The sequence below is a fragment of the Desulfovibrio sp. 3_1_syn3 genome, from assembly GCF_000145315.2.
In the GTDB taxonomy this organism is placed as follows: domain Bacteria; phylum Desulfobacterota; class Desulfovibrionia; order Desulfovibrionales; family Desulfovibrionaceae; genus Desulfovibrio; species Desulfovibrio fairfieldensis.
In genome coordinates this window covers 136,760-154,984 of the sequence record NZ_ADDR02000003.1, presented here as the reverse complement: position 1 = coordinate 154,984, position 18,225 = coordinate 136,760, and the positions used below count along the sequence as shown (strand labels likewise).

The following is an 18,225-nucleotide window of genomic DNA, read 5'->3' as shown; positions in this document are numbered from 1 at the left end:
TTCCATGCCCATTCGTCTCAAGGAACGCCCCATTTTCATGATCGGCGCCGAACGTTCCGGCACCACCCTGGTTATGGCCCTGCTGGGTTGCCATTCGCGCATCGCCGTGCCCGAAGTGGTCTGGTACTACCCGCGCTTCTATCCCTATCTGCACACCTATGGCGATCTCTCGCAGGAAAAAAATTTCCGCGTCCTGGCCGAGGAAATGGTCTTCGGCCTGAAAACCCCCTTCTGGGGCATGCGCGTCAATCCCCGCACCATCGTGGACGAAGTGCTGGAACTGGCCCCGGAACGCAGCTTCGCCGGGCTCTACGCGGGCATGCACATGCGCTTCGCCCAGTATGTGAGCAAGCCGCGCTGGGGTGAGAAGACCCCGCACAATCTCTATTTTGTGGGCCCCATGCACCATGACTTTCCGGACGCGCAGTTTATTTATATTACGCGCGACGGCCGCGACGCCTGCGTGGACTACATGGAATCCTCCTTCGGGCCCACCAACATCTACTGCGCGGCCCAATCCTGGAAGCGCTGCTGGAATGCGGTCAGGGAATGGCGCGAGCCGCTGCGGGACAAGGGCCTCTGGCTGGACGTGAAGTACGAGGAACTGGTGCGCGAACCGCAACGGGTCATGCGCGACGTCTGCGAATTCCTGGGCGAGGATTTCGAAGACGGCATGTTCGATTTCTACAAGACCGATCTCTGCAAGGCGCGCGGCGCTTCGCGCGACCACGCCCCGCTGGGCAAGCCCATCAGCGACAAGTACGTGGGCATCCACAAAGACCTGCTCTCCCCGCGTGATCAGCGCATTTTCGCCGCCGTGGCCGGCAAGGAGCTGGAGGAGGCCGGCTATAAAAACGACGTGAAGCCGGAAATGCCTTCCGAGCGGGTGATCGAGAAATATCTCGAATTCGACGGCCGCATCCGTGCCGCCACCCTGGACGGCTTTGAAGGCCATATCGTCTTTGAAAGCTACAACGACTGGCTCATCGACCAACGCGAAGAACGCCGCAAAAAAGGCGTCTGGAACCCGGCTGACGCGCCTGTGGTATTTCCCGTGGGAGATCCCGACGAGGAATACATCACAGGTCTGCGCGCCTCCGCCCGCTGGAAAAAACATTTTTCCATCAAGCGACGCTATGTGGGCGACGTGGTGCTGTAGCGGCCACGCCATATCCGTGCGGACCGCACGGGAAAAACTCTCCCCGGCGGGCCGGGCTGCGGCCCGCCGGAAAAGCCCCGGAGAAAGCTCATGTCCGACTCCCCTTCCGCGGCACGCCGCGTTCTGCTTATCCTGAGCGGCCCGGCCCTCCTGCTGCTGGCCCTCTGTCTGCCCTGCTTCGGCCCGCTCAACGCCCGTTTCGGCTTCGGCATCCTGTTCTGGATGGTCTGGTGGTGGATCACCACGGCGGTGGATATCAAACTGACCTGTCTCGTGCCCATTTTCGTGGTCTGCGTCTACAGTTACATGCCGTTGGGCAAGGTGCTGGAAGCCTATGTGCACAAAGAGGCCGTGCTCATTTTCGGAGCCACGGCCATCACCTCCGCCTGGGTGCGCTGGGGCTTCGCCAAACGGCTGGCCCTGAACTTCCTGATGCGCGTCAGCGGCAACGTGCGCGCCCAGACCGCCGGTTGGTTCATCCTCTGCGGCGTCACCTCCTTTGTGGTGGGCAACACCACAGTGGCGGCCATGTTTGCGCCCGTGGCCGTGGCCTCGCTGATGTACGCGGGTTTCAGCACGAATGAAGAGCGCTGGAACTCCAAGGCCGCGTCCAACATCCTCATTGCCGTGGCCTGGGGCGCCAGCGTGGGCGGCATGGCCACGCCCCTGGGCGGCGGCCAGTCCGTAGTGACCTACGGCCTGCTCAACAAGTATCTGGGCTACAACATCTATTTCATCGACTGGACCCTGCGCATGCTGCCTATTTCCATACTGGTGGTGCTCGGCGTGGGCGTCATGATGTACTTCATGAAAACGGACCGGGAAACCTTCGGCGGCAGCAAGGAGTTTTACCGCCAGGAGCTGGCGAAGCTCGGCCCCATGAGCTATGAGGAAAAAGTCTCCTTCTACGGCTTTGCCCTGGCCATTGCGCTGGCCGTGCTCCAGCCGCTCTACGCCCCGTATGTCAAGGGACCGCAATGGGCCTGGCTCCAGCCCACCCAGCTGTTCTGCATCATTCCCCTGCTCCTGTTGTTCTGGCCCTCCCGCACAGCCAAGGGCGAAAGCATTCTTTCCACCAGGACCTTGCGGGAACATTTTCCGATAACTATTCTCTTCATGTGGCCCGCGGCCGTGGCTCTGAGCAAAATTCTGGGCGCCACCGGGGCTTCCGCCGTGTTCGGCCAGTGGATCACGGCCTTTGTAGGCGTCAGCGACACCTTTTCCATCGTGGCCTGGAGCGTGGCGGCCAACGCCCTTTCCCAGGTCACCAGCGATACGGCGGCCGCCGGGGTCATGGTGCCGCTGGCCATAGAGGCCATGAATCACTGGCACGGCCTGCAATTCGGCGCGGTGCCCTGGGTCTGGATCACCGGCGCGGCCATCAGCTGGAGCTATGCCGTGGCCTCGGCCACCGGCGCGCAGGGCATTGTGGCCGGTTACGGAGCCAACCTGCGGACCATGTTCCTCTGGGGCCTTGTGGCGGCGGTGGTCTCCGTGGGCATCACCATCCTCTACTTCTGGCTGACCGTGGTGGTGATGGGCCTGGACTTCTACATTCTGCCGCCCGCGTAAGCCGTCCCCTTTCCCGCATGCCGGGCCTCTCACAGGGGGAGGCCCGCCCCTCCGTTACCGTGCCCGCCCGCAAGGCGGGCGCGGTTGACCTTTTCCGAGGGCGGCGGCCACAACCGGAACACCGCCCAAAGTTCCCGGCAACCTCCTCCACGGAATACAGCCATGCGCAATGACTCCTTTCACTTCGCCTTTGTCTCCAACTCCCTGCCCGTGGCCCAAACCGTGCGCGACTACGCCGCTGCGCGCCATCTGCACATGGAAATCCGCCTGGCGACCATGGAGGAAGCCCTGCCCGTGGCCCGCGCCCTGCTGGACGACGGCACGGACGTGATCCTGGGCGGCGGAGGCACCGGCAAACTGCTGCGCCGCCATTTGCGCCGTCCGGTGGTGACCATCGCCCGCAGCCATCTGGACATCCTCGAGGCCTTGATCTGTGCACGCGAACAGACGCAGCATATCGCCTGCACCTGCTATGGCGCGATACCCCGCTGGCCCGCGCTGTTCGCCGAACTGCTGCACGTCCGCCTGCGGCCTGTGCCCTTCACCACCACTCAGGAATTGGTGGCCGGAATCAGCCAGGCCGTGGCTCAGGGCGTGGGTTGCGTGGTGGGCGGGGGCATCTGTGCTGAAATCGCCCAGGCCCAAGGCTGCCGGGGCGTGGTGGTCAAACCGGGCGAGGAGGCTCTGGAACGGGCTCTGGACGAGGCCTTGAATATCGCCCGCTCCCAACAACAGGACCGGGAACAGACGGCCTGGCTGCGCGGCGTGCTGGAATCCCTGCACGAAGGCATTGTGGGGGTGGACACCGAGGGCCGTACAGCCACCAGCAACCGTGCCGCTGAAGCTCTGCTGGAAGGGATGTCCGCTCCGGTTGTCGACGGCACCGGCCTGCCGGAGAGCCTGGGCATCGCCAAAGCCCTGAAAACCGGCCGGGGCGAAGAGGGCATCATCCGCCGCGTCAACGGCCGGGAGCTGGTCATCAATACCCGCCCGGTACTGGTGGACGGCAAACTGCGCGGCGCGCTGGCGGCCTTTGCTCCGGCCGCGCGTCTGCGCGACCTGACCCGCAAACTCAAAAACCGCGGTCAGCGAGGCTTCACGGCCCGCCATAGTCTGGACAGCCTGTTGGGGGCAAGCCCGACCATGCACGCCTTGCGGCTTCAGGCCGCGCGTTTCGCCGATGCGGACGCGGCCCTGCACATCCATGGCGAAAGCGGCACCGGCAAGGAGCTGTTGGCGCATGCCCTGCACCAGGCCGGACCACGCAAAAACGGCCCCTTTGTCGCCCTGAACTGCGGCGCGCTGCCCGAAACCCTGCTGGAAAGCGAACTCTTCGGCTATGACGAGGGCGCGTTCACCGGCGCGCGGCGCGGCGGCAAGGAAGGCTTGTTTGAACTGGCCCAGGACGGCACCATCTTTCTGGACGAGATCGCGGACATCAGCCCGGCCGTGCAGATTCGTCTGTTACGCGTGCTGGAAACCGGCGAAATCTTCCGCCTGGGCGGCGACAGGCCCATTGCCGTCAATGCCCGCGTCATCAGCTCGTCCTGGAAAGACCTGGTGGAGGAGGTGCGGGCCGGACGCTTCCGGGCGGATCTCTACTACCGTCTCTCCCTGCTGCGCCTGCAAACGCCGCCTCTGCGCGAGCGGCCGGAAGACATCCCCGCGCTGGCCCGGCATATGCTGGACAGACAGGCCATGGCGCGCAAAAAACTTTCGCAACGCGCCCTGCGCCTGTTGGAGGGTTATTCCTGGCCCGGCAACGTGCGCGAGCTGGACGCCCTGCTGCGCCGCTACTGCCTGCTTTCAGACGCCGACGCCTGCGACGAAGCCCTGTTGGAAAAGCTGCTCGACGACCTGCGCGTCACCCAAGGGCGCCTGGCCCCCTCCGTCCCGCCTTCCGGATCTGCCGGGGCAACAGCAGGCCTCCCGGCCCCTACGGGCGGCACGCACGGACAGGGGGGCCTCAAAGAACGCCTGGAAAACCTGGAGCAGGAAATCATCCGCGCCGAACTGGAAAAATGCGCGCACAATCGCGGCCGCGCCGCCAAAAATCTGGGCATCAGCACCAATACCCTCTGGCGTAAAATGAAAGGCGGCCCGCGCTAGTGCCACTTGGCGCCCCCCTGTGCGTGTTTCCGTTCGTGGGAATGAAAACGCGCCCGGGTTCTAAAAAAAATCTTGAAAAAAGAGCTCTCTCGTTGCATTGTTCGCCTCGAAGCCCAGTCGCGGGCTCCGGCGCTTCCGCCCCTTTGCGGTGGACGTTTTTTTGCGTCCGCCGCTCCGTCCCGCGTGCGGCTTTGATCGTGCATTGTTACGGAGAACCACATGGAATTCAGCTTTTTTTCGATGATCGCCCAGGCAAGCCTGATAGCCAAGGCCGTGCTGGCGCTTCTGGTGCTCATGTCCATCGGCAGTTGGGGGATGATGATCCAGAAGTTCATCGCGCTCAACGCCGCCAGCCGTAAGGCCCTGAGCGGCGCCGAGCGCTTCGACAAGGCGGCCAGCCTGCGCGAGGCGGTGCAGTCTCTGGGTTCCGACCCGGCCTCGCCGCTCTATTACATCGCCCATCAGGGCGTGCTGGAGTTCAACCGCTCCAAGGAGCTGGGCAATTCCAGCGAAGTGGTGGTGGACAATGTGCGCCGCGCCCTGCGCCAGGGCGTGGCCAGCGAACTGGCCCGCCTGCAGCGTTCACTCTCACTTCTGGCGACCACGGCCAACACCGCGCCCTTTATCGGCCTGTTCGGCACGGTCTGGGGCATCATGAATTCGTTCCATTCCATCGGCATGCTCAAGTCCGCCTCCCTGGCCACGGTGGCGCCGGGCATTTCCGAGGCCCTGGTGGCCACGGCCATCGGCCTGGGCGTAGCCGTGCCCGCCACAGTGGGCTTCAACATTTTCATGGGCAAACTCTCCCAGGTGGACACCCTGCTGGTCAATTTCGCGGGCTTCTTCCTGAACCGCGTCCAGCGCGAGCTCAACGCCCACCGCCCCGTGCAGCGCGCGGGCGCCACGGAGCTGTAGTCATGGGCGCGAGCCTCGGCAACAGCAAATTCGTCTCGGAGATCAACGTCACGCCCTTTGTGGACGTGATGCTGGTGCTCCTGATCATCTTCATGGTTGCCACGCCCATGATGAGCCAGGGCCTGGACGTGGATCTGCCCCAGACCAAACAGGTGGAAGTCCTTCCCACCGAGGCGGACCACATGATCCTCACCGTGCGGCGGGACGGCAAGATCTTTCTGGATGAATACGGCGTGGACAACATGGAAGACCTGGAGGGCTACCTCCAGCGCTTGGTCAAGGAAAAGAACAAGAGCCTCTTTTTGCAGGCCGACAAGGAAGTGCCCTACGGCATCGTGGTGGAAGTCATGGGGCATATCAAGGCCGTGGGCATTGAAAAGCTGGGCGTGATGGCCGAACAGCCCGAGGGCGCGGCCCCCGGCGGCGCGAAACCCGCTGCCGCCGGAACCCGGAAGTAGGTTCGCATGCGCCTGGCCTCCTACGTTCTTTCCTTCTGCCTGCATCTGGCGGCCTTTCTGCTGATCTGGTTCTGGCCCAGCCATCCGCCGGTGCGGCTGGACACGCCGCCGGTGATGATCAGCCTGGTGGAAGGCGCGCCCGGCGGCAACCGGACGCCCTCGCCCATTCTGGGGCATATGGGCGAACCGGGGGACGGCCCCCAGGCCCCCACCCCGCCCGCGCCCAAGAATGAAATCGCCGCGCCCGCGCGGGAAGAGGTCAAGGAGCCCGCGCCCGTGCCCGCGCCGCCCAAGGAGGCCGCGCCGGTCAAACGGCCCGAGCCCGTGAAGGAGCCTCCCAAGCCGATACCGGCCAAGGAAGAGGCCACCCCGGTAGCCAAGAAAAAGAAAGACCTGCCCAAGAAGGAAGAAGCGCCCAGGGAAGAACCCAAGAAGCAGGAAAAAAGGGAAGAGCCCAAGAAGGCCGACAAGCCTAAAAAAGACGAAAAGCCCAAGAAAGACGGCAAAACCAAGGAAGATCCCATTGCCGCCGCATTGCAGAAGGCCCGCAAGGCCAGTTCCCGCGCCGATTCGGGCGACCGGGGCAACGCCATTGAGCAGGCCCTGGCCCAGGCCCAGCGCAAGGCCGGGGGCAATCGCGGTGGCGGCGGCGGCGAAGGCGACGGCCCCGGCGGGGGCGGTCTGGGCGACGTCTATATGGGCCAAGTCATGTTGGCCGTGCGTCCCAACTGGGGTTTCGCCTCGGCCGGGCGGGTCAATCTGAGCTGCGTGGTCCGGGTCAAGGTGGACATGCAGGGCAAAGTGCTCCAGGCTGAAATCAGCCAGAGTTCCGGCAACTCGCAGTACGACGCCTCGGCGGTCAACGCGGTGGTGCGCACCGGCCAGGCCGGGGAATTCCCGCCGCCGCCCTCGGCTGAATACTCGGACCTGGACCTGGTATTCACCTTCGATGAGCTCATGGGGCGCTAACCTGAGGAGAACGACGCTTATGCCATCCATCTTGCGCACGGGCCTTGCGGTCCTGCTCACAACCCTGCTTTTCACGGCGGTTCCGGCTGCCGGGGCAAGTCTGGCGGCGGCGGATCAGAACGGCGGCTACTCCGGCAAGGTGCTGGACAAGGTCATCGCGGTCTGGGCGCCGCCTCCGGCGCTCAAGGGCGAGTTTGAAGTCAGGCTGAAAGTTTCTCTGGACGGCCAGGGCAAGGTACTGAACTGCGCGCCCACCAAGGCCTCGGGCATGGAAGCTCTGGACAGCTCCGCCTGCGGCGCTGTGCGCCAGGCGGCTCCGTTCGGCACGCCGCCCTACGGCATGCCCCTGGACGTGCACCTGGCCTTCTGGACCGGCATGCCCAAGGGCAAGGCCAAAACCGAAACCCTTTCCAATGAAGAGGCCATGCGGGCCGAAGTTCTCGCCCGCAACAAGGCCGAGCGGCTCATGGGCCAGCAACGGGCCAGCTCCGTCGAGGAGCGCGCCCGTGAACGTGCCGAGGCCATTGCCAAAAGCGCGGGCCGGCCCCTGCCCGAGGTCGCGCCCGCGCCCGTGGCCCCACCGGCGCGCGCCAAGGCGGCAGCCGACGCCGGAAGACAGAAAAAAGCCGCCAAAGGACCGCGGGCCGGTCTGAGCCCGGACAGTCCGGCCACCGAGGCCATCAAACCCGCCAAGGAAAAGCCCGCCGCCCCCAAAACGGCCAAAGCCGAAGCTGCGCCGCCCGCGCCATCGGGCACGGGCCTCTCCGAAGAGGAAATGCGCCTGGATCTCTCCGGCGCGTCCGCCGGGCATGCGGCAGTTACGGCGCCAGCCCCGATGACGGCCCCGGCCGCTACGGACACGGTTACGACCGCGCCGCGGAGCGGACAGAACGAGTCCCGGAGTATGGCGCAGGACCAGTACGACCCGCGCTACCGTAAGTATTTTTCCACCATTACCTGGAATCTGCGCAACGCCATGTTCATTCCCGCGGAAACAGCGCCGGGCACCTATTATGCCACGGTGCGTCTGCAGGTGGACGCCGCGGGCGCCATCAAGAAATCCACCCTGTTGCAGAGCAGCGGGGACCAGCGACTTGACAAATTCGTGCTCCAGGGCATACGCCGGGCGGGCAGCGTGGAACCGCCGCCCGCGGGCCTCGGCAACACGTTGGATCTCACCTTTACACTGGTGCGCCGCTGACGCGCGCCGACCGAATGAGGAATACCGAGCCATGAAAAAAACCCTTCTTCTCCTGGCCCTGGCTCTCTCCGTGGCGCTGGGGCCGTTGCCCGGCACCCGGGCCGAGGCGGCCATGCGCGTGGATATCATGAATCCCGGCCAGAATATCGTCAATCTGGCTTTGGCCGCCCCGCTCAAGGGCCCCCAGGCTCAGGCCACGGGCATGGGCGCGGAATTGCAGACCCTGGTGGAGCAGAATCTCAGCTTCCTGCCTTTCATGCGCCTCACGGACCCCAAGGCCGTGCTGGGCGGCGTGGTGCTGGCGGGCTACGAACCGCCCGCTCTGGACTTCAAGCGTTTCCAACTGGCCGGTTCGGACATTGTGGTCACCACCTTCTGGCCCGACGGCGACAGCGGCACCAAACCCGTCCAGATCCGCGCTTTTGAAACCAATACCGGCGGCCGCCTGTTCGGCAAGGAATATCCCAAAGTCAACAAGCGCGATCTTCCCGAAGTGGCCGACCGCTTCTGCGCCGACCTGCTGGAAGCCCTGACCGGCAACGGCGCCTTTTTCCGCTCCACCCTCGCTTTTGTGAAAAAGACCGGCAAAATGAGCGCCAACGTCTGGCTGGTCAAGCCCACGGGCCGCGACCTGCGCCAGATCACCAACATTCCGGGCGAGGCCCTTTCCCCGGCCTGGTCCCCGGACGGCCGCTTTGTGGTCTTCAGCCACATCGACCCCAAATCCCACGCCCTGGGCGTGTGGGACCGCTCCACCGGCAAGGTGCAGCGCATCCGCTTCCCCGGCAACGTGGTCATCGGCCCGGCTTTCATGCCCGACAACAAGGTGGCCGTGGCCCTCTCCAACGGCAAGTATCCGGTCATCTTCCTGCTCAACCACGTTTTCCAGAAGGAACGCGTGCTGGAACAAAGCAACGCCATCAACGTTTCGCCCACCTTTGACAGCACGGGCACCAAGATGGCCTTCACCTCCTCCCGCCTGGGCGGCCCGCAGATCTTTCTCAAGGACCTGGGCAGCGGCAGCATCACCCGGGTGAGCAAGAACGGCACCTACAACACCGAGGCCAACCTCTCCCCGGACGGCACCCTGGTGGTCTACAGCCGGATGACCGATTTCGGCCACCGCATTTTCGTGCAGGACATGCTCACGGGCATGGAGCGCCAGATCACTTTCGGGCCCGGCAGCGACGAGCAGCCTTCCTTCTGCGCGGACAGCTACTTCATCGCCTTTGCCTCCACCCGCAACGGCGGACGCGGCATCTACCTGACCACCCGCCACGGCGGCGACGCCAAGCAGGTGCCCACCGGCGGCGGCGCGGCCTCTTTCCCGCGCTGGGGCATGCCGGTGACGCAGAAGTAATTTTTCGCTCAATGCGGCGGAAAAACGTATTTTTACCCGGTCGTCTGAAATTTTTTCAGAGGCCGGGTAAAAAAAATTTTACGAATCAGCCTTCCATACCTTGACAAAAATAGAAGGGCAGATACCATCTCTCTCGCGTGGTCAAGGGATCACGCGTTGTGCAGAAAGGAAAGGTACTTTTTTTTTGGAGTATGAGCTGTTCAGGAGGACACACACATGAAACGCTACGCTCTTATTCTCGCTCTGGTTATGGCCCTGGCCGCCGGTTTCGGCTGCGCGAAGAAAACCACCGGTGAACCCGGCTACGATGACGGCCTGACCCCTGAAATGCGCGCCGCCATTCAGCAGATCACTGATGCCCGCGTGTACTTCGCTTTCGACAAATTCAACATTCAGCCCGAATACAAAGACATGCTGAAGACCAAGGCTGAGCTGATGAAGAAATACCCCAGCATTCGCGTGCGCATTGAAGGCAACTGCGACGACCGCGGCACCCAGGAATACAACCTGGCCCTCGGCGAACGCCGCGCCCGCGCCGCCTATGAATACCTGGTCACCTTGGGCGTGAACCCCAGCCAGCTTGAAATGATCAGCTACGGCAAGGAAAATCCGGCCGTTCAGGGCACCGGCGAAGCCGTGTGGGCCAAGAACCGCCGCGACGACTTCCGCGTGATTGCCCACTAGGCATCCGCTGATTCCGTCTCTTCAAGGCCGCCCTCACGGGCGGCCTTTTTTGCTCCGGGCCAACCGTAGACGGTCGGCAGAGCAGACGCATCTAAAAAGTTTTTATTCCCCGATAGATTGGGGAACGAACAAAAAAGAGGCTAAGCCACCTTTGCTCCGCCGGAGCGAAGCGCAGGCGGATGGCTGGCGCTGGGAGAATCCTAAAAAATAAGATTTTTGCGGGCCGGCAAGGAAAATGGCACTTTTTGCGCGGAAACCGACCGGAAGGCGGCCCAAAGGGCCGTGCCCGTTGGGCGAGCCTTACGAGCATCGAGAGCAGCGCTGTACTCAAGTACATGAGCAGCAAAAAGCGCCAGATGACGCAGCCAGCACACAAAAGGCTGGTTTTGACGGATCATCACGGCAAATAAAAGGCCTGCAAAACCCGGAATTAGATGCGTCTGCCTTGGGATGGTCGGCCCGGACGCTTGCGGCCCGTACCGGCTCGGGCTACACTATTTGCCCGGCGCGTCCCGAGCGCCGCGAACAGCCGCAACCCAAGGACATTCCCATGAAGATAGTCATTCTCGACGGCGCCATACTCAATCCCGGCGATGTGGACTGGGGCCCCATTGAAGCCCTGGGCGAAGTGACCTTGTACGATGAAACCGCCAAAGAGCAATTGGCGGAACGGGCCAGAGGCGCCGACGTCCTGCTGGCGAACAAAACCTGCCTGCGCCGCGACGATCTCCCCATTCTGGACAGCGTGCGCATGGTGGGCGTGCTGGCCACGGGCTATAATACAGTGGATGTGGAGGCTTTTGCCGAGCGCAATATCCCGGTCTGCAACGTGGTGGCCTATGGCGTGGACGATGTGGCCCAGCACGCCATGGCCCTTTTGCTGGAACTCTGCCGCCACACCAGCCAGCATACCGAAAGCGTCAAGGCCGGAGACTGGGAACGGGCCGAGCAATGGTGCTACTGGAAATACACACCCCTCTGTCTGGAAGGACTGACCATGGGCATTGTCGGTTTCGGCTCCATCGGCCGCCGGGTGGGCGAGCTGGCCCATGCCTTCGGCATGAGCGTGCTGGCCCACTGCCGCACGCCCAAGAATCCGCCGTCCTACAGCCCCTTCGCTTTTGCCTCTCTGGACCAGGTTCTGGCGGGATCGGACATCATTTCCTTGCACTGCCCGCTCACGCCCCAGACCCGCAACCTGATCAACGCCAAGAGCCTGGCCAAAATGCGCAAGGGGGCTATCCTGCTGAATACCGCGCGCGGCCCGCTGGTGGACGAGGCGGCCGCCGCCGAAGCCCTGAAAAGCGGACAATTGCGCGGCCTGGGCACGGACGTGCTCTCCAAGGAACCGCCCAGCCGGGACAATCCTTTGCTCAGCGCGCCCAATACCCTGATCACCCCGCATATCGCCTGGGCCACGGTTAAGGCCCGCCAGAACATCATTGACCTTACGGCGGAAAATATCCGCCGCTGGCAGGAGGGCACTCCGGTCAATGTGGTCAACGGCGTGGGCAAGGCCTAAACGCGGTCCGCATTCGCTGACACTGCCAATCCGACCGGAAGCGCCCCAACGGGGCATGAATCTCTTTGTCGCAACAGCGAGAGCGGTTCAAGTGTCACATGTTCTCATGACAAACACGCACGCCGTCGGCGACAGGCGGAGCAGAGCCAAGTTCGGGCGCGCCGCCCTGTGAGTTGCAACGTATGTTCATTGATATCCATACCCACGCCTTCCATCCCAAAATCGCATGCAAGGCCGTGGACCACCTCAACAATTTCTACAACGTGGCCTGCGCCGGCGACGGCACCATCGACCATCTGCTGGCCCGCGAAAAGCACGCCGGAGTGGACAAATGCGTGGTGCTCTGCGCCGCCACGGCCCCGGCCCAGGTCATTCCGGCCAACAATTACGCTATGAGCCTACAAAAGGCCCATGCCGAAGTCATCGGCTTCGGCACCCTGCATCCCGGCTACGCCAACTGGGAGGCGGAACTCCAGCGGATCAAGGCGGCCGGGCTGCGCGGCCTGAAACTCCACCCGGACTTTCAGGGGTTCTGGCTCAACGACCCGCGCCTGCTGCCCATTTTTGAAGCGGCTCAAAAGGATTTTATTTTTGAAATCCATATCGGCGACAACATCAGCCCGGAGAAAAATCCTTCCTGCCCTTACAAGCTGGCGGCCATTCTGGATGCTTTTCCGGGCCTGAACATTATTGCGGCTCATCTGGGCGGCTACCGCATGTGGGAACACGCAATGAAGATCCTGGGCGGACGGCGGCGCGAAAATCTCTGGTTCGACACCTCCAGCGTCACCCCCTTTGTGACGCCGGAGGAATTGCGCGCCCTGCTGGCTGCCTTTCCCCAGGAGCGCCTGCTCTTCGGCACGGACTGGCCGTTGTACGATCCCGAGGAAGAGCTGGAGCGCCTGCAACGCATGGCCGGGCTGGACGATGCCCGGTTGGAGGCGGTCATGAGCAACGCCGAACGGCTTTTCGCGGCCCAGGGCCCGGCCCTGGCGTGAACGGCGAATGCCCGGAACTGAAAGACGGGCAAAGCACGCATTGACAGGCCGCCCCCTTTGCGGGTAAAGCATAGTTCAAGCCGGGCGGCGGCAACACTGCCAACTCCGTCAGGTCCGAAAGGAAGCAGCGGCAACAGCCGTTGCCGGGTGTCCGGCCCACAAAAAACGCGACAATCAAAGTTGTCGCGTTTTTTGCGTTTGCGCAACGGACTTCACACGCAACAGCGGGGCAATCTCAAATCCGCCCCCCCAGGGCCTGTTGGCGCATTTCATGCGTGAACCGCTCTAACCCGGCGCACGCTCGGGCATGCCGAACGGCATGGGCGGAAACTCCTGCTCGCCCGGCTGGGCCGGAACCGCCTGATCCATGGCGGCAAAAGCCTCTTCGCCTTCCCGGGCTTCCCGCGCGGCCATCAGGTCAACCTGATAGATGCTGCGCATTTCTTCCAGATGTGAACGCATGGCCTGTTCGGCCAAGTCCGAATTACGCTTTTTCAGGGCCTCAAAGACGGCCACGTGCGCGGTATACGAGCGCTCGCTCTGCCGCCGCACCTGCATGGAGGCGTACAGGGGCGTGATCAGCCAGCCGCCGAAGCCCTCGGCCAGCAAGCCCAGAAAAGGATTGTCCAGAAATTCCACCAGAGCGCGGTGAAAGGCGATATCCGCCTCGGCAAAAGAGCGGATTTCCGATCTGTCCAGAAAGTTCCGCTGATCGGCGAGAATATCCTTCAAGGCCTTCAACTGCTCGTCCGTCACCTGATGTGCCAGTTGCCGGGCCACGGAGGTTTCAAAAAAGAGGCGCAGGTCGTGCAGCTGCCGCCAGCCGTCCGGGGAACTGGAATAAATCTGCAAGGTGGCCCGCATCTCCCCCAGCAGGGGTTTGAGCGTCAGCTTGCAGACCCTGGCGCGCATGCCGGGCGATATTTCGATCAACCCCATGCGGCCCAGCGCGGACAAGGCCTCGCGCACCGCGGGCCGCCCCACGCCGAACTCCTCCATGAGTTCCCGCTCGGAAGGCAGCTTTTGCCCTTCTTGGTAGATACCCGCCCGAATATCCTCCAGAAGACAGGTCAAGACCTCGGTATGCACCCGTGGGCGCTGAATATTACGCCGCCTGTTCCCAAATATTTCTGTATAGTTGTTTTTCATGCGTATCGTTGGTAAGGTGTGAACAATCGGTGAAAAAAACTATGCCAGCGAGTTCAGTGTGCCCCGCTGCCACATTTTTGTAAACCCGGCTGAACAAATTCGGAAAAAGCTTTTGAGGCCGAAGTTTCTTTGTACTTTTTTTGGTATGACATGTTGACTTGTTAATAGCAATAGCCTATTCAGAATGAAACGGCAAAAAGCCGCGCCACCCGGCGATCTGCCGGGCAGGCGGGCGGGCGCAAACGGGTTTACGCGGCCGGATGTCCCCTGCGGGGGCCGGTCCGCCCCGAAGCACTTCCGCGAGGAGAGATGCGCGCCGGAACAATGTCGCCTTGGTTGACGTGGTTGAGGTAATTTTCAGACGATTTTTATCCACAGGAGTCCTCACATGGCTGTTATGCGTTCCATCTTCTATGTGCCCGGTAACAATCCCAAATTCATTGAAAAAGCGCCCACCATCCCCGCCGACATCATCACGCTGGACCTGGAAGACGCCGTTCCCCCGTCCGAGAAGGAAAACGCGCGCAAGATGATCGTCGAGAATATGCACAAGATCGCCAAGGAAAGCGTGAGCGGCGCTGAAATCTATGTGCGCATCAACAACTGGGAAACCGAAATGACCAACGATGACCTGGAAGCCGTGGTGCAGCCCGGCCTCAACGGCGTCACCCTGGCCAAGACCGGTCATCCCGACGACGTGAAGCGCCTGGCCTGGAAGCTGGAAGAGCTGGAACGCCGCCGCGGCATGGAAATCGGCTCCGTGAAAATTTCCATGCTGCTGGAAACGGCCAAGGGCATCATGAACGCCTATGAATGCTGCATGGCCAGCCCGCGCAACGTCAACGCCATCTTCGGCGCCGTGGACTATTGCCGCGACATGCACGTCAAAATCACCAACGAAGCCGTGGAGCAGCTCTGGGGCCGCGCCAAGGTCGCCATCGCCTGCCGCGCCGCCGGCCTTGTGGCCATCGACGCTCCCTTCGTCTCCTTCAAGGACACCGAAGCTTTCGAGCGGAACGTGCGCGACGGCCTGCAGATGGGCTACGGCGGCCGCATGATCATCCATCCCAGCCAGGTGGAGCCCTCCAACCGCCTGTACGCCCCCGACCCGGCCGACGTGGAATGGGCCCAGGGCGTGGTGAAAGTGTTCGAGGAAGAAGGCCTCGCCAAGGGCAAGGCCGCCGTGTCCTACCTGGGCAAGATGGTTGATACGCCCGTGTATGACAACGCCAGAGACATCCTGGCCGCCCAGGCTGAAATCGACGCCAAGAACAAGAAATAAACGCGGCGCTGCCGCTGCGGGTTCCGGGCAGCGTGCCCGGAACCCGTTCAACCGGGGCCGTCTGACGCGCGAGTGCACTGCGGCATTTCCGGCTCCGCCACCCGGATTGCTTCCAAGGAGAGAACCTATGTCCCGAATCAAAAATCTGCGTGAAGAAGCCCTGGCCATGCACAAGGACTATCAGGGGAAAATCGAAGTCCGGGTCAAGGTGCCGGTGCGGGAAACTGACGATCTGACTCTGGCCTATTCGCCCGGCGTTGCCGAGCCCTGCATGGAAATCCACAAGAACCCGGCGGATGTGGATGTCTACACCAACCATTCCAATTTCGTTTGCGTGGTGTCCAACGGCACGGCCGTTCTGGGCCTCGGCGACATCGGCCCCGCCGCCGCCATGCCGGTCATGGAAGGCAAATCCCTGCTCTTCAAGACCTTCGGCGATGTGGACGCCTTCCCTCTGTGCGTCAACACCAAGGACACCGCCAAAATCGTCGAAATGGTCGAGCTGCTCGCTCCCACCTTCGGCGGCGTGAATCTTGAGGACATCAAGGCTCCCGAATGCTTTGTGATCGAGGACAGCCTGAAGAAAAACGGCGTCTTCAAGGGCCCCATTTTCCATGACGACCAGCACGGCACCGCCGTGGTCACCCTGGCCGGTCTGATCAACGCCCTGAAAGTGGTGGGCAAGAAGCTGGAAGACGTCAAGGTGGTCACCAGCGGCGCCGGCGCGGCGGGCATCGCCATCATCAAGCTGCTCATGGCCGTGGGCCTCAAGAACGTGATCATGTGCGACTCCAAGGGCGCCATCTGGGAAGGCCGCCCCGAGGGCATGAATCCCTACAAGGACGAGATCGCCAAGCGCACCAATCCTGAAAAGGTCAAGGGCGGCCTGGCCGAAGCCATCAAGGGCGCCGACGTCTTCATCGGCGTGTCCGCCCCCAATTCCCTTAACGAGGATATGATCCGCAGCATGGCCAAGGACCCCATCGTCTTTGCCCAGGCCAACCCCATTCCGGAAATCTGGCCCCTGCAGCGCGCCTATGACGCCGGCGCCAAGGTGGTTTCCACCGGCCGTTCCGACTGCCCGAACCAGATCAACAATGTTCTGGCCTTTCCCGGCATCTTCCGCGGCGCCATCGACGTGCGCGCCACGGATATCAACGACGCCATGAAGATCGCGGCCGCCTACGCTCTGGCCGATATGGTCAAACCCGAGGAACTGGGCCCGCAGATGATCATCCCCTCCACTCTCAACCCCGATGTGGCCCCGATGGTAGCCGCAGCTACCGCCAAGGCCGCCATGGACAGCGGCATCGCCCGTGTGAAGATCGACCCCGCCGTCGTGGCGGAAAATTTGCGGAAGCGCCTGGCCAAGCAAGTGCGCGCCTGAGCATGTCGCTCGCACAATCCTCTAACCCTGTTGGGGAAAATGTATGTTGAGTGATTCCCTTGCCAAGGAATTCGAGGCCATCGTCGGTAAGGAAAATGTCTTTACCAGTGAAGCTGACCGCCAGAACTACGCCTACGACTCGTGCGTGTGGGCTCCGTGCATTCCCGGCGGCGTGGTGCGTCCTACCAGAACCGAACAGCTTGGCCCGATCATCGAGCTCTGCTACAAGGAAGGCCTGCCCATGACCGTGCGCGGCGCGGGCACCAACCTTTCCGGCGGCACCATCCCGGACACCACCGACACCATCGTCATTCTGACCACCGCGCTGAACCGCATTCTTGAGATCAACACGGAAGACCTCTACGCCATTGTGGAGCCCGGCGTCATCACCGCTCCCATGGCCGCCAAGATCGCTTCCATGGGCCTCTTCTATCCCCCGGATCCGGGTTCCATGTCCGTGTCCACCATCGGCGGCAACGTGGCTGAGAACTCGGGCGGCCTGCGCGGCCTGAAATACGGCACCACCAAAGATTACGTCATGGGCATGGAAGTCTATGCCAATACCGGCGACCTGGTGCGTTGCGGTTCGCGTTGCGTGAAATGCGCCACGGGCTACGCCATTTCGCCCCTTCTGGTGGGCAGCGAAGGCACTCTGGCCGTCACCAGCCAGGTGACTCTGAAACTCGTGCCCCCGCCGAAGGCCTCCAAAGCCATGATGGCCCTGTTCACGGACATGCAGTCCGCCTCCAAGGCCGTGGCCGCCATCATCTCCGCGCACGTGGTGCCGTGTACCCTGGAATTCCTGGACCACGCCACCATCAACTACGTGGAAGACTATGTGAAAATCGGCCTGCCCCGCGACGCCGGCGCCATGCTGCTGGTGGAAGTGGACGGCCATCCCGCCCAGGTCGAGGACGACGCCGCCGTTGTGGAAAAGGTGCTCAAGGAATGCGGTTCCACCGAAGTGGTCGTGGCCAAGGACGCCGAGCAGAAGAAGAACATCTGGGAAGCCCGCCGCGTGGCCATTCCGGCCCTTGCCCGCGCCAAACCCACCTTCATGATGGAAGACGTCACCGTGCCGCGCTCCAAGATTCCGGCCATGATCGCGGGCCTGGAAAAGATCGCCAAGGACCGTAACGTGACCATCGCCACCTTCGGCCATGCCGGCGACGGCAACCTCCATCCCGGCATCCTTTGCGACAAGCGCGACAAGCAGGAATGGGCCCGCGTGGAACTGGCCGTGGACGACCTCTTCAACCTCGGCCTCGAACTCAAGGGCACGCTTTCCGGCGAGCACGGCATCGGCCTGGCCAAGAAGCAGTGGCTTGAGCAGGAGACCTCGCGCGGCTCCATCATGTTCTCGCGCCGGTTGCGCAACGCCTTTGACCCCAAGGGCCTGTTCAATCCGGAAAAAATTGTCGGGGCCCGTGGGTAGAAAATCCGCCGGGGCGGCCTCTGGC

15 protein-coding genes and 1 other RNA gene are annotated in these 18,225 nt (G+C 62.8%); 15 read left to right on the top strand and 1 reads right to left on the bottom strand.

Annotation, left to right across the window (positions count from 1 at the left end; translation table 11 throughout):
- The first annotated feature begins 4 nt into the window (after positions 1–4).
- The 12 genes from HMPREF0326_RS15105 (at position 5) to ffs (ending at position 13,109) form a co-directional block, all read left to right on the top strand.
- Positions 5–1,159, top strand: coding sequence for a sulfotransferase family protein (locus HMPREF0326_RS15105; RefSeq protein WP_008686138.1), 1,155 nt, complete (start codon positions 5–7; stop codon positions 1,157–1,159).
- A gap of 90 nt (positions 1,160–1,249) precedes the next feature.
- Positions 1,250–2,731 (top strand): SLC13 family permease, encoded by a 1,482-nt coding sequence (locus tag HMPREF0326_RS15100; protein WP_008686139.1) that lies wholly within the window; start codon positions 1,250–1,252, stop codon positions 2,729–2,731.
- Between the two features lie 162 nt (positions 2,732–2,893).
- Positions 2,894–4,840 carry a sigma-54-dependent Fis family transcriptional regulator gene (locus tag HMPREF0326_RS15095; protein WP_008686140.1) on the top strand — a complete coding sequence of 649 codons (1,947 nt, stop codon included), beginning with the start codon at positions 2,894–2,896 and terminating at the stop codon, positions 4,838–4,840.
- Positions 4,841–5,059: 219 nt separating this feature from the next.
- The gene (locus HMPREF0326_RS15090; RefSeq protein WP_008686141.1) at positions 5,060–5,755 is read left to right on the top strand and encodes a MotA/TolQ/ExbB proton channel family protein; all 696 of its coding nucleotides are present in this window, start codon (positions 5,060–5,062) and stop codon (positions 5,753–5,755) included.
- Between the two features lie 2 nt (positions 5,756–5,757).
- The gene (locus tag HMPREF0326_RS15085; protein WP_008686142.1) at positions 5,758–6,213 is read left to right on the top strand and encodes an ExbD/TolR family protein; all 456 of its coding nucleotides are present in this window, start codon (positions 5,758–5,760) and stop codon (positions 6,211–6,213) included.
- 6 nt (positions 6,214–6,219) lie between these two features.
- Positions 6,220–7,182, top strand: a complete 963-nt coding sequence (locus HMPREF0326_RS15080) for a cell envelope integrity protein TolA (RefSeq protein ID WP_008686143.1) — start codon at positions 6,220–6,222, stop codon at positions 7,180–7,182.
- A 19-nt stretch (positions 7,183–7,201) separates the two neighbouring features.
- Positions 7,202–8,383: a TonB family protein gene (locus HMPREF0326_RS15075; protein WP_008686144.1), complete on the top strand. Its 1,182-nt coding sequence runs from the start codon at positions 7,202–7,204 to the stop codon at positions 8,381–8,383.
- Positions 8,384–8,414: 31 nt separating this feature from the next.
- Positions 8,415–9,743 carry a PD40 domain-containing protein gene (locus HMPREF0326_RS15070; protein WP_008686145.1) on the top strand — a complete coding sequence of 443 codons (1,329 nt, stop codon included), beginning with the start codon at positions 8,415–8,417 and terminating at the stop codon, positions 9,741–9,743.
- A 216-nt stretch (positions 9,744–9,959) separates the two neighbouring features.
- Entirely contained in the window at positions 9,960–10,427 is a 468-nt protein-coding gene (gene pal, locus HMPREF0326_RS15065; RefSeq protein WP_008686147.1) for a peptidoglycan-associated lipoprotein Pal, read from the top strand.
- A 550-nt stretch (positions 10,428–10,977) separates the two neighbouring features.
- Entirely contained in the window at positions 10,978–11,949 is a 972-nt protein-coding gene (locus tag HMPREF0326_RS15055) for a D-2-hydroxyacid dehydrogenase (protein WP_008686149.1), read from the top strand.
- 182 nt (positions 11,950–12,131) lie between these two features.
- Positions 12,132–12,947, top strand: a complete 816-nt coding sequence (locus tag HMPREF0326_RS15050) for an amidohydrolase family protein (RefSeq protein ID WP_008686150.1) — start codon at positions 12,132–12,134, stop codon at positions 12,945–12,947.
- Positions 12,948–13,023: 76 nt separating this feature from the next.
- Positions 13,024–13,109, top strand: an RNA gene (ffs, locus tag HMPREF0326_RS16465) — signal recognition particle sRNA small type.
- Between the two features lie 123 nt (positions 13,110–13,232).
- Here ffs and HMPREF0326_RS15045 read toward each other — a convergent pair.
- A complete protein-coding gene (locus HMPREF0326_RS15045; RefSeq protein ID WP_269465403.1) occupies positions 13,233–14,021 on the bottom strand; it encodes an FCD domain-containing protein in 789 nt (262 codons plus the stop codon).
- A 463-nt stretch (positions 14,022–14,484) separates the two neighbouring features.
- On the opposite strand from HMPREF0326_RS15045, the gene HMPREF0326_RS15040 reads away from it, so the two are divergent.
- The 3 genes from HMPREF0326_RS15040 to HMPREF0326_RS15030 all read left to right on the top strand — a co-directional run bounded on the left by HMPREF0326_RS15040 (position 14,485) and on the right by HMPREF0326_RS15030 (position 18,200).
- On the top strand, positions 14,485–15,378 hold the full coding sequence (locus HMPREF0326_RS15040) for an HpcH/HpaI aldolase/citrate lyase family protein (RefSeq protein ID WP_008686153.1): 894 nt from the start codon (positions 14,485–14,487) through the stop codon (positions 15,376–15,378).
- 127 nt (positions 15,379–15,505) lie between these two features.
- Positions 15,506–16,765, top strand: a complete 1,260-nt coding sequence (locus HMPREF0326_RS15035; protein WP_020990721.1) for an NAD(P)-dependent malic enzyme — start codon at positions 15,506–15,508, stop codon at positions 16,763–16,765.
- 43 nt (positions 16,766–16,808) lie between these two features.
- Complete coding sequence (locus HMPREF0326_RS15030; RefSeq protein WP_008686155.1) at positions 16,809–18,200, top strand: FAD-binding oxidoreductase; 1,392 nt, start codon at positions 16,809–16,811, stop codon at positions 18,198–18,200.
- Positions 18,201–18,225 lie beyond the last annotated feature (25 nt).

Coding starts and splice junctions, on each gene's coding strand:
- HMPREF0326_RS15105 (WP_008686138.1), top strand. CDS start 5: ATGCCCATTCGTCTCAAGGAACGCCCCATTTTCATGATCGGCGCCGAA.
- HMPREF0326_RS15100 (WP_008686139.1), top strand. CDS start 1,250: ATGTCCGACTCCCCTTCCGCGGCACGCCGCGTTCTGCTTATCCTGAGC.
- HMPREF0326_RS15095 (WP_008686140.1), top strand. CDS start 2,894: ATGCGCAATGACTCCTTTCACTTCGCCTTTGTCTCCAACTCCCTGCCC.
- HMPREF0326_RS15090 (WP_008686141.1), top strand. CDS start 5,060: ATGGAATTCAGCTTTTTTTCGATGATCGCCCAGGCAAGCCTGATAGCC.
- HMPREF0326_RS15085 (WP_008686142.1), top strand. CDS start 5,758: ATGGGCGCGAGCCTCGGCAACAGCAAATTCGTCTCGGAGATCAACGTC.
- HMPREF0326_RS15080 (WP_008686143.1), top strand. CDS start 6,220: ATGCGCCTGGCCTCCTACGTTCTTTCCTTCTGCCTGCATCTGGCGGCC.
- HMPREF0326_RS15075 (WP_008686144.1), top strand. CDS start 7,202: ATGCCATCCATCTTGCGCACGGGCCTTGCGGTCCTGCTCACAACCCTG.
- HMPREF0326_RS15070 (WP_008686145.1), top strand. CDS start 8,415: ATGAAAAAAACCCTTCTTCTCCTGGCCCTGGCTCTCTCCGTGGCGCTG.
- pal (WP_008686147.1), top strand. CDS start 9,960: ATGAAACGCTACGCTCTTATTCTCGCTCTGGTTATGGCCCTGGCCGCC.
- HMPREF0326_RS15055 (WP_008686149.1), top strand. CDS start 10,978: ATGAAGATAGTCATTCTCGACGGCGCCATACTCAATCCCGGCGATGTG.
- HMPREF0326_RS15050 (WP_008686150.1), top strand. CDS start 12,132: ATGTTCATTGATATCCATACCCACGCCTTCCATCCCAAAATCGCATGC.
- HMPREF0326_RS15040 (WP_008686153.1), top strand. CDS start 14,485: ATGGCTGTTATGCGTTCCATCTTCTATGTGCCCGGTAACAATCCCAAA.
- HMPREF0326_RS15035 (WP_020990721.1), top strand. CDS start 15,506: ATGTCCCGAATCAAAAATCTGCGTGAAGAAGCCCTGGCCATGCACAAG.
- HMPREF0326_RS15030 (WP_008686155.1), top strand. CDS start 16,809: ATGTTGAGTGATTCCCTTGCCAAGGAATTCGAGGCCATCGTCGGTAAG.